This window comes from Bacillus sp. SD088, assembly GCF_017355205.1.
GTDB lineage: Bacteria > Bacillota > Bacilli > Bacillales > Bacillaceae_C > Lederbergia.
The window spans coordinates 257659-267369 of record NZ_JADIJK010000004.1 but is presented as its reverse complement, the minus strand read 5'-3'; the positions used below and the strand labels follow the sequence as shown (position 1 = coordinate 267369).

Below are 9711 nucleotides of genomic sequence, written 5' to 3'. Positions count from 1 at the left end.
ACAAAAAATTCTCTTGCTTTTTACATAAAAATGGTTATAATAAATAATGTCGATTCTAAACGAATCTTCTACTAAGTAAAATAACATATTTTATGCAAATGAAGTCTGGTGACAATAGCGAAGAGGTCACACCCGTTCCCATCCCGAACACGGTAGTTAAGCTCTTCAGCGCCGATGGTAATAGGGGGCTTCCCCCTGTGAGAGCAGGACGTTGCCAGGCAAATAAATAAAATTGAGAGAGCAAGCAGAACAAGGAAGCGATTGAGTGAAGAAAGGAGCGTACTCCAGTACGTGACTGACTAAACGAATGAAGCTGACATAGTAATGCGCCGCTCATCACAATTTTATAATGGAGGATTAGCTCAGCTGGGAGAGCATCTGCCTTACAAGCAGAGGGTCGGCGGTTCGAACCCGTCATCCTCCACCATTATTTCGCCGGCCTAGCTCAATTGGTAGAGCAACTGACTTGTAATCAGTAGGTTGGGGGTTCAAGTCCTCTGGCCGGCACCATGGATGAGCCATTAGCTCAGTTGGTAGAGCATCTGACTTTTAATCAGAGGGTCGCAGGTTCGAATCCTGCATGGCTCACCATTTGATAGTTGTTCCAATTCATCGAGCGGGTGTGGTGGAATTGGCAGACACGCTAGACTTAGGATCTAGTGCCGCAAGGCGTGGGGGTTCGACTCCCTTCACCCGCACTTAAATTATTTTATAAGCACCCAAATCTGCGGAAGTAGTTCAGTGGTAGAACATCACCTTGCCAAGGTGGGGGTCGCGGGTTCGAATCCCGTCTTCCGCTCCAGATTATGATTATGCCGGGGTGGCGGAACTGGCAGACGCACAGGACTTAAAATCCTGCGGTAGGTGACTACCGTACCGGTTCGATTCCGGTCCTCGGCATTTTTAGCGCCCGTAGCTCAATTGGATAGAGCGTTTGACTACGGATCAAAAGGTTAGGGGTTCGACTCCTCTCGGGCGCGCCAATTCTAAAAAGTAGAATTTGGAATAATAATGTTTTACCAAATTTATAACGTCCAACATTCTATTTCTCACATTAAACGGGAAGTAGCTCAGCTTGGTAGAGCACTTGGTTTGGGACCAAGGGGTCGCAGGTTCGAATCCTGTCTTCCCGATTATTCTTTAATGGGGCCTTAGCTCAGCTGGGAGAGCGCCTGCCTTGCACGCAGGAGGTCAGCGGTTCGATCCCGCTAGGCTCCACCAATGAATGTGAATTAATCAATGTGGCGGTGTAGCTCAGCTGGCTAGAGCGTACGGTTCATACCCGTGAGGTCGGGGGTTCGATCCCCTCCGCCGCTATCAACAATGGACCTTTAGCTCAGCTGGTTAGAGCAGACGGCTCATAACCGTCCGGTCGTAGGTTCGAGTCCTACAAGGTCCACCATGTTTTTATTCCTGGAGGAATACCCAAGTCTGGCTGAAGGGATCGGTCTTGAAAACCGACAGGCGGGTTAAACCGCGCGGGGGTTCGAATCCCTCTTCCTCCACCATATACAATAAAAATCGTCGCGGGGTGGAGCAGTCTGGTAGCTCGTCGGGCTCATAACCCGAAGGTCGCAGGTTCAAATCCTGCCCCCGCAATTTGGTCCGGTAGTTCAGTTGGTTAGAATGCCTGCCTGTCACGCAGGAGGTCGCGGGTTCGAGTCCCGTCCGGACCGCCATTTGTATTACATAAACTTATTGTTAAATGCAAGGTTTAGGATAAGCGAGAAGATCGAGAAAGCGTTCGAGAGAGCATCGAAGCGTACTTAGGTACATGAGGATGTGAAAGAGTACGCTGACGAAGAAATTCGAAACTTAGCGTAAACCGTAACTTAAGGCTCAGTAGCTCAGTCGGTAGAGCAAAGGACTGAAAATCCTTGTGTCGGCGGTTCGATTCCGTCCTGAGCCACCATTTTAAATGATGCGATATGGCGGTTATGGCGAAGTGGTTAACGCATCGGATTGTGGCTCCGACATTCGTGGGTTCGATTCCCACTAGTCGCCCCATTATAAATTTCCTGCGGGTGTAGTTTAGTGGTAAAACTACAGCCTTCCAAGCTGTTGTCGTGGGTTCGATTCCCATCACCCGCTCCATTTTTTACGAAGGGCCTATAGCTCAGCTGGTTAGAGCGCACGCCTGATAAGCGTGAGGTCGGTGGTTCGAGTCCACTTAGGCCCACTATTCCGCAGTAGCTCAGTGGTAGAGCTATCGGCTGTTAACCGATCGGTCGTAGGTTCGAATCCTACCTGCGGAGTTGTCTAATGCTTTCTAATAATGTTTTTATGGGGAAGTACTCAAGTGGCTGAAGAGGTGCCCCTGCTAAGGGCATAGGTCGCGTAAGCGGCGCGAGGGTTCAAATCCCTCCTTCTCCGCCATTACATATTTGCTAGGCCCCTTGGTCAAGCGGTTAAGACACCGCCCTTTCACGGCGGTAACACGGGTTCGAATCCCGTAGGGGTCATCTCTCAAAAAAGATCACAACTTCAAAAGAAGTTGTGATCTTTTTTATGGCTTCAGAAACGACTTGTCTGATGGCTAGTTTGCTTGTGTCCCGAGAGACCCGTAGGAGAGGTCCATTGGCGTTAGGAAAGTGTGTTTTAACCGATGTTCTACTTGTTAACCTGAACAAATAAAAGTTCAAAACCGGACTTTTCTTTGTCTCAAAACATTTGCTTGTCGCCAATAGCCGGTACCTTTCGTTCTTTTAATCCGAATGATCGTCATCAACATAGCTGTCTTTTTCTTTATAAGGGATATCTCCCAATGGCGACTCCATTCCGGTGTCGTCCAGCTGTTCTTCATACTCTTCTTTTTCCTCCGTTTGCAGGGTACTTCGATGTTTCCCACTCATATCGGTTACACTAAAGCTCTCATACTCCTCTTGGATTCCATCCTTGCTTTCGTCTTCATACAGCTTATTATAATTATCATAGTCCCCGACAAAGTCAGATGGTGTTTCCGAAGTTCCAAACTTGGCGACTTGTTCAAAGCTATCTTCATAATCCTTTACTGGGCTTCTCGATCGATAGGAAAAGGAGTTGTCATGGGCTGGTTTTAAGATTTCTTCTTCAACGGGTCGATCCTCAGGCACTTTTTGTTCTGGCGAGTGATCAATACAATAGGTCGTAGAAGGAAGAGCCTCCAGTCGTTCATAAGGGATCTCTTTCCCGCAGACTTTACATTGCCCATATGTCCCTTTCTCCATCGCTTGTAGGGCATGTTCAACCTTTCCTAGCTCATCTTGAGCATGTACAGATAGAGCCATATCTTTTTCTCTTTCATAAAAACCTGTACCCGCATCGGCTGGGTGATTATCGTAAAGAGAAAGTTCGCCAATATTTTCGTAAGCACTGCGATTCCGAAAACTATCTTCATCATCTGTTATTTCAAGTTGCTGCTTCTGTTGTAAAAGCTCTGCTTTTAAATTCGACATCTGCTCTTTGGTAATCATCATGGCACATCCCTTTCAAGTCTTCAAAAGTAGTATAAGCACTTTTTAAAATGCTAATCAGGATCTTTTATGTTTACTTATCTTTTTCCTTTAAAGAAAGGGTGATAAACATAAAAAAGCCCTCCTGTAAGGAGGACTAGGTTTAGATAAAGTAGCTGAGAATCACACCAACGGACATTAAGAGTCCATAAATCGTGTTTGTTTTTGCTGTAGCAACCATTGCTGGCATCATTTCATATGGTTCAGTTTTTCCCATGAAACCTTTTACTGCTTGTACAGCTTTAGGAATACTTAAGAAGGTAACGAATAACCAATAAGGTGCATCCGTAAAGATTGTCATAAAAATAATCCATCCATAGGAGAAAGCAAACATTGCCGCTAATAATTTAATCGCATTTTTTCTTCCAATGAGAATTGCGATCGTTTTACGTCCACTTTCTTTATCGCCATCTAAATCGCGAATATTATTGGAGAGCATAATACTGCCAATCAGCACGGAAACCGGAATGGAAATGAGCACACTTTGTTGGGAAATCGCCCCAGTTTGGATGAAATAAGCGATTTGAATAATCACAAATCCCATAAAAAAGCCTGACATCAGCTCTCCAAAAGGTGTGTAGGCAATCGGATGAGGGCCAGCCGTATAAAAATATCCGACAAGCATACAGACAAAACCGATCACTGCAATCCATAAGCTGGTGGTTAGCGAAATATAGACACCGAGTAGAAGGGCAATGCCAAAGAGCATAAAGGCTAATTTTAAAACTGTTTTGGGCTTCACACCATTTCGAACAATAGCTCCGCCGATCCCAACCGATTCCTCATGATCCAATCCTCGCACATAATCAAAGTATTCATTAAACATATTGGTCGCGGCTTGAATTAACAGGCTTGCGATCATCATTGCTAAAAATAAAGGGATATGGATGGCATAATCTTTACCTGCGATAGCAGTTCCAAGCAATACTGGGACAAATGCTGCCGTAAGTGTATGAGGGCGTGCAAGCTGCCACCATATTCTCCAGCCCTTATCTGCTTGTATAACAGAACTAGTCTGAGCTTTCATAGAAACGTCTCTCCTCTAATGAACAAATAATAAAATAATAAGGATCAAAGGCTAAAACCGCGACGTGCTGTCGTAACGCCTTTGTGACCAATGTCCTGTCGGCCTATTGGCCATGTGCACCATGCCCGAATGACTTCACTTTTGTGATCAATATCTTCTTAGTCTCTTATAAAGTTTATGAAAAGTATCACAAAGTGTCAATCCTTTCTGGGTAAATATTCATGGGAAATGATTTCCTAAGTGTGAACACTACATTTAACGTGCTACTTCATATATAATAAAGAAGTATACAGACTTTAGAACGTAGCTTTAGGAGAGATTGACTTTGAAGACAATATTATCCCCCAGTCGCTTTGAACAATCAACTGCAATCGAGAGGGGCAAGCTTTTTAGTTATACAGCACCTATAGATCCATGTGATCTTTTTGTTTTTTATCAGTCCCATCGTCCTACTTCAAAAGGACAAAGATTTTATTGGAAAAACGCCGATGGAACCTGTGAAATAGTGGGAGTTGGGATTGCTTTATCGCTTACAAGTAAATCCCCTAAGAGGAGATTTGCGGAGATTCAGCAACAATGGGACAAGCTGATACAAGAAGCGCAGATTGAAAATAACTATGATGTAGCAGGAACTGGCCCCTTATTATTTGGTGGCTTTTCCTTTGATCCCCAGCAAATGCCGGCTAGTGAATGGGAAGACTTTGGTCATGCCCTCTTTTATTTACCTGAAATCATGATCACTTGTTCACAGGAACACTACTTCCTAACGATTAATCAATTCGACTCAATGGATCTAGAGGGTGGAGAACGAGTAAAACAATGGATAAAGAAAATGAAGAGTGAGCCCCTTAGTATTCCGGAACGATTAGCCCAAAAGGAATATGATATAGAAGGATGGCTGAAAAGTGTGGAAGAGTCCGTCAATAAATTACAAACCACGGATATGCAAAAGGTTGTATTGGCTAGAAAATTACAACTTGATTTTACGGAACCTTTGCGATCAGAGCCCATTATCGACCAGCTATTATCCCAGCAACCGAATAGTTATGTATTTTCGATGGAAGCAGGGGATAGCTGTTTTCTCGGTGCTTCGCCGGAACGGTTGATTGAAAAAATGGATCAGCAAGTTCTATCAACTTGTTTAGCGGGCTCGACGGCTCGTGGGGAAAATAAACAGGAAGATAAACGCTTAGGAGACAGCTTGTTACAGGATCCGAAAAACCTTTTCGAACATGAGTTAGTTGTATCGATGATTGAAGATGCCTTACGGCCATTTTGTGAAGAAATGCTCGTACCTAAGGAACCTATCTTATTAAAAACGCCGTATATCCAACATTTATATACTCCCGTAAAAGGTAGGCCGAAACGAGGTTGCTCTATTCTGGAAATGGTGCAATCTCTACATCCAACCCCTGCCATGGGTGGGGTGCCCACAAGATCGGCGATGAATGTAATTCGTGACAAGGAAAACATGGATCGTGGTTTTTATGCGAGTCCGATCGGGTGGACAGACTACCAAGGAAACGGGGAATTTATCGTTGGGATCCGTTCAGGGCTTGCAAAAGGGAGCTCCGCCTATTTATATGCGGGTTGTGGAATTGTTGCTGATTCCAATGCTGAGAAAGAACTCGTTGAAACACGGATTAAATTCCAACCAATGTTGCGTGCTTTTGGGAAGGAGAGCCTATGAAATTACATCAACAAGCTTTGACCGAGTATTTAGCAGCTTTTATCACCGGACTTGTGCAAACGGGTGTCCAAGATGTAGTCATAAGTCCTGGTTCTCGCTCAACACCGCTTGCTTTGTTAATGGTAGACCATCAAAAGATCAACACATATATCAATATTGATGAGCGGTCTGCAGGGTTCTTTGCGCTTGGTCTTGCAAAAGCTTCGAAATCGCCTGTTGTCCTATTATGTACATCAGGTACAGCGGCAGCCAATTACTTTCCAGCAGTTGCTGAAGCGAACTTATCGCGAGTGCCTTTGATTGTATTAACGGCAGACCGACCTCATGAGTTGCGGGATGTAGGGGCACCACAGGCGATTAATCAGCTTGCTTTATATGGCGACCATGTGAAATGGTTCGTGGAGATGGCATTACCTGAAAATAGTGCAGAACAGCTAACCTATGCCAAAATGGTTGCTCATCGCGCTGTAAAAGAATGTATAAGCTCCGTTTCAGGTCCTGTACATGTGAATGTGCCGCTTCGTGAACCATTGCTTCCAGCTCTTGATCCCTATCCATTCACAGAGGAAAAAACAGAATGTGAAATTATTGCAGGGGAATTCACATTGCCACAGTCGGTGCTTGAGCGAATGGCAGAAGACCTTACTCATTATCAAAATGGCTTGATTATTTGTGGGCCGATGGAGCAACCCAACTTTTCAAATGCGATCATCCAATTGGCTGAAAAATTAGCTTTTCCGATTCTAGCAGATCCTTTGTCTCAGCTGCGAGTGGACAAGGCGCTGGTCATCGATAGTTATGACGCGATTCTCAAAACAGAAAGTGTGCTTCAGCAATTCCAACCTGATTTTATTTTGCGATTTGGAGCGATGCCCGTATCCAAACCACTTTCACTCTTTATGAAAAAACAGCGTGGAATTCCGCATTTTGTTGTCGATGGCCAGGCAGGCTGGCGAGATCCTTATCATCTCGCTACCAAGATGATTCAAATGGATGAGACCGCATTTTGTCAGCAATTGACGAATCTTGCAAAAGAAAATAAAGCTGATGAATGGCTAAGGCAATGGCAACAGCTAGATCAATTAGCGAAAAAGGCAATCGAAAACCATATGTCTCAAGAACAGGATTTAGAAGAAGGGAAAGTCTTTTATGAGCTCTTTCCACTTTTACCGAAAGAAAGCACGATTTTTGTTGGTAATAGTATGCCGATTCGCGATGTAGACACATTTTTTCATAAAAACAATCAAGGCATTACCGTCATGGCCAACCGTGGTGCGAATGGGATTGATGGGGTTGTTTCCACAGCTTTAGGGGCTTCTGTCTATCAACAACCTTTATTTTTATTAATTGGCGATTTATCCTTTTTCCATGATATGAACGGATTATTAGCAGCAAAATTATATGAATTAAATATGACGATAATTTTAATGAATAATGATGGGGGAGGGATATTCTCCTATTTGCCGCAGGCAGACTCGAAACAGCATTTCGAAGCTTTATTCGGTACACCGACAGGATTGGATTTCAAGCATGCTGTGCAACTGTACAACGGAAAATACGAGAAGATTACAGGTTGGGAACAGTTTTCAAATGCCATTCAATCAGCAACAAGCTATAAAGGCTTAAATGTGATTGAAATTCCGACAGACAGGGCGAAAAACCTAACATCTCATCGGAATATGTGGGACCAAGTTTCCTGGGAAATAACAACTTACTTACATGGTGTAGAAAAATGAAGATTCATGTGAATGGCGTAGATTATTTTTATACGATCCAGGGAAGTGGACCTCCTCTTTTACTTTTACATGGATTTACAGGCGATCATTCGACATGGACAGACTTTGTGCAATCGATGCAAGACGTTTATACGCTTCTTTCGCTTGATTTATTAGGTCATGGAAAAGCTAGCATACCTGCTGATCCTCCTCGTTATGAAATTAAGCAGATGGCGAATGATCTGGCAGCTATTTTAGAAAAATTAAAGCTTGAAAAAGTCCATGTGCTTGGCTATTCAATGGGAGGAAGATTAGCTTTAAGCTTTGCGATTCTCTTTCCTGAAAAAGTGAAAAGCTTGATACTCGAAAGTGCATCGCCCGGTTTAGATTCAGCGGAAGAACGGGAAGCGAGAATCCAGCAAGATGAGCGATTGGCACAATTGATTGAAGAAAAAGGGATGAAGGAATTTGTCGATTATTGGCAGGATATTCCTTTGTTCGCTACACAGAAACACCTGCCTGCAATCCGTCAAGGAGAAATTCGTAAGCAGAGACTTCAGCAAAATCCAGTTGGACTTGCCGGTAGCTTGCGAGGGATGGGTACAGGACAACAGCCTTCCTGGTGGCCTTATTTAAATGCTGTAAGGATGCCGGTACAATTGATCTGCGGAGAGCGGGATGTGAAGTTTTGCCAGATTGCAAAAGATATGGCGAAAATTATGTCCAATGCAAAAATAACAAAGGTACCAGATGCTGGCCATGCAATTCATGTGGAGGTTCCGAAAAGATTTGGTACAATAGTAAGGGAGTTTTTATCCCAATTTCGAAAGGAGTCAGATTATGTCGATTCAATGGACTAGCAAAAAAGAGTATGAAGATATTTTATATGAAACATATAATGGCATTGCCAAAATTACAATTAATCGACCTCATGTACATAATGCATTCAGGCCGGAAACTGTAACAGAGCTAATGGACGCTTTTGCCTATGCACGTGATGACAAAGAAGTTGGCGTGATTATTTTAACAGGGGCAGGTGAGAAAGCTTTTTGTTCAGGTGGCGATCAGAAGGTACGAGGCCATGGTGGTTATGTCGGTGGAGACAATATTCCACGCTTGAACGTCCTTGATCTACAAAGACTTATTCGTGTCATTCCAAAACCAGTCATTGCCATGGTTGCTGGGTATGCGATTGGGGGCGGACATGTACTTCATGTTGTCTGCGATCTAACAATTGCTGCTGATAATGCTGTGTTTGGACAAACTGGACCAAATGTAGGTAGCTTTGATGCTGGATACGGCTCAGGCTATTTAGCTCGGATTGTCGGTCATAAGAAAGCGAAAGAAATTTGGTTTCTCTGCCGTCAATATAATGCACAAGAAGCATTAGATATGGGCTTAGTCAACACGGTTGTGCCACTCGATCAATTAGAGGCAGAAACGGTGAAATGGTGTGAAGAAATGCTCGAAAAAAGCCCAACAGCCTTACGCTTCCTAAAAGCAGCATTCAATGCTGACACCGACGGTCTAGCAGGACTCCAACAATTGGCTGGAGACGCTACATTGCTTTATTACACAACAGATGAAGCAAAAGAAGGCCGCGATGCCTTCAAAGAAAAGCGTAAACCAGACTTTGATCAATTCCCACGTTTTCCTTAATATCGTTATAGGTGACTTGGTGGCATGCCACCAAGTCTTTTTCTAAAGAAAGTAGAAAATTTTTCTTAAGATTGCTTTAAGGCTAGGAAGTTGTTGTCCAGGCTCCAGCGCCTAGCCTCTCGAGGTCAA

General features: G+C 43.8%; 6 protein-coding genes, 21 tRNA genes and 1 rRNA gene. 26 read left to right on the top strand and 2 right to left on the bottom strand.

The window, feature by feature from the left end; all coding sequences use genetic code 11:
• The first annotated feature begins 104 nt into the window (after positions 1-104).
• The 22 genes from rrf (at position 105) to IPU53_RS05475 (ending at position 2462) form a co-directional block, all read left to right on the top strand.
• Positions 105-220, top strand: a 5S ribosomal RNA gene (rrf, locus tag IPU53_RS05580).
• A 131-nt stretch (positions 221-351) separates the two neighbouring features.
• Positions 352-427: transfer RNA gene (locus IPU53_RS05575), tRNA-Val, on the top strand.
• A 7-nt stretch (positions 428-434) separates the two neighbouring features.
• Positions 435-510, top strand: a tRNA-Thr gene (locus tag IPU53_RS05570).
• A gap of 5 nt (positions 511-515) precedes the next feature.
• A tRNA-Lys gene (locus IPU53_RS05565) sits at positions 516-591 on the top strand.
• Positions 592-616: 25 nt separating this feature from the next.
• Positions 617-698 (top strand) — tRNA-Leu (locus tag IPU53_RS05560).
• Between the two features lie 29 nt (positions 699-727).
• Positions 728-802 (top strand) — tRNA-Gly (locus tag IPU53_RS05555).
• A 12-nt stretch (positions 803-814) separates the two neighbouring features.
• Positions 815-900, top strand: a tRNA-Leu gene (locus IPU53_RS05550).
• A gap of 6 nt (positions 901-906) precedes the next feature.
• A tRNA-Arg gene (locus IPU53_RS05545) sits at positions 907-983 on the top strand.
• Positions 984-1059: 76 nt separating this feature from the next.
• Positions 1060-1133: transfer RNA gene (locus IPU53_RS05540), tRNA-Pro, on the top strand.
• Positions 1134-1145: 12 nt separating this feature from the next.
• Positions 1146-1221 (top strand) — tRNA-Ala (locus IPU53_RS05535).
• A 22-nt stretch (positions 1222-1243) separates the two neighbouring features.
• A tRNA-Met gene (locus IPU53_RS05530) sits at positions 1244-1317 on the top strand.
• Positions 1318-1325: 8 nt separating this feature from the next.
• Positions 1326-1402 (top strand) — tRNA-Ile (locus tag IPU53_RS05525).
• Between the two features lie 13 nt (positions 1403-1415).
• Positions 1416-1508, top strand: a tRNA-Ser gene (locus IPU53_RS05520).
• Positions 1509-1525: 17 nt separating this feature from the next.
• Positions 1526-1599, top strand: a tRNA-Met gene (locus IPU53_RS05515).
• Between the two features lie 3 nt (positions 1600-1602).
• Positions 1603-1679: transfer RNA gene (locus tag IPU53_RS05510), tRNA-Asp, on the top strand.
• A 157-nt stretch (positions 1680-1836) separates the two neighbouring features.
• A tRNA-Phe gene (locus IPU53_RS05505) sits at positions 1837-1912 on the top strand.
• A gap of 19 nt (positions 1913-1931) precedes the next feature.
• A tRNA-His gene (locus IPU53_RS05500) sits at positions 1932-2007 on the top strand.
• A gap of 13 nt (positions 2008-2020) precedes the next feature.
• Positions 2021-2094 (top strand) — tRNA-Gly (locus IPU53_RS05495).
• Positions 2095-2105: 11 nt separating this feature from the next.
• A tRNA-Ile gene (locus tag IPU53_RS05490) sits at positions 2106-2179 on the top strand.
• A 4-nt stretch (positions 2180-2183) separates the two neighbouring features.
• Positions 2184-2255: transfer RNA gene (locus IPU53_RS05485), tRNA-Asn, on the top strand.
• 30 nt (positions 2256-2285) lie between these two features.
• Positions 2286-2376: transfer RNA gene (locus tag IPU53_RS05480), tRNA-Ser, on the top strand.
• A 14-nt stretch (positions 2377-2390) separates the two neighbouring features.
• Positions 2391-2462 (top strand) — tRNA-Glu (locus IPU53_RS05475).
• A gap of 243 nt (positions 2463-2705) precedes the next feature.
• Here IPU53_RS05475 and IPU53_RS05470 read toward each other — a convergent pair.
• Together IPU53_RS05470 and IPU53_RS05465 are read right to left on the bottom strand one after the other, a co-directional pair.
• Positions 2706-3455: a TraR/DksA C4-type zinc finger protein gene (locus tag IPU53_RS05470; protein ID WP_313886448.1), complete on the bottom strand. Its 750-nt coding sequence runs from the start codon at positions 3453-3455 to the stop codon at positions 2706-2708.
• A 139-nt stretch (positions 3456-3594) separates the two neighbouring features.
• Positions 3595-4518, bottom strand: coding sequence for a 1,4-dihydroxy-2-naphthoate polyprenyltransferase (locus IPU53_RS05465; RefSeq protein ID WP_207448688.1), 924 nt, complete (start codon positions 4516-4518; stop codon positions 3595-3597).
• Between the two features lie 325 nt (positions 4519-4843).
• Between IPU53_RS05465 and IPU53_RS05460 the strand changes: the two genes are divergently transcribed.
• From IPU53_RS05460 to menB, 4 genes are read left to right on the top strand one after another with little or no spacing between them, the layout of a single operon-like run.
• Positions 4844-6208, top strand: a complete 1365-nt coding sequence (locus IPU53_RS05460; RefSeq protein WP_207448686.1) for an isochorismate synthase — start codon at positions 4844-4846, stop codon at positions 6206-6208.
• Positions 6205-7944: a 2-succinyl-5-enolpyruvyl-6-hydroxy-3-cyclohexene-1-carboxylic-acid synthase gene (gene menD, locus IPU53_RS05455; RefSeq protein ID WP_207448684.1), complete on the top strand. Its 1740-nt coding sequence runs from the start codon at positions 6205-6207 to the stop codon at positions 7942-7944. The genes IPU53_RS05460 and menD overlap by 4 nt, the downstream gene beginning before the upstream one ends.
• Positions 7941-8783, top strand: a complete 843-nt coding sequence (menH, locus tag IPU53_RS05450; protein WP_207448682.1) for a 2-succinyl-6-hydroxy-2,4-cyclohexadiene-1-carboxylate synthase — start codon at positions 7941-7943, stop codon at positions 8781-8783. Before menD ends, menH begins: the two co-directional genes overlap by 4 nt.
• Positions 8764-9582, top strand: a complete 819-nt coding sequence (menB, locus tag IPU53_RS05445; RefSeq protein WP_207448680.1) for a 1,4-dihydroxy-2-naphthoyl-CoA synthase — start codon at positions 8764-8766, stop codon at positions 9580-9582. The genes menH and menB overlap by 20 nt, the downstream gene beginning before the upstream one ends.
• Positions 9583-9711 lie beyond the last annotated feature (129 nt).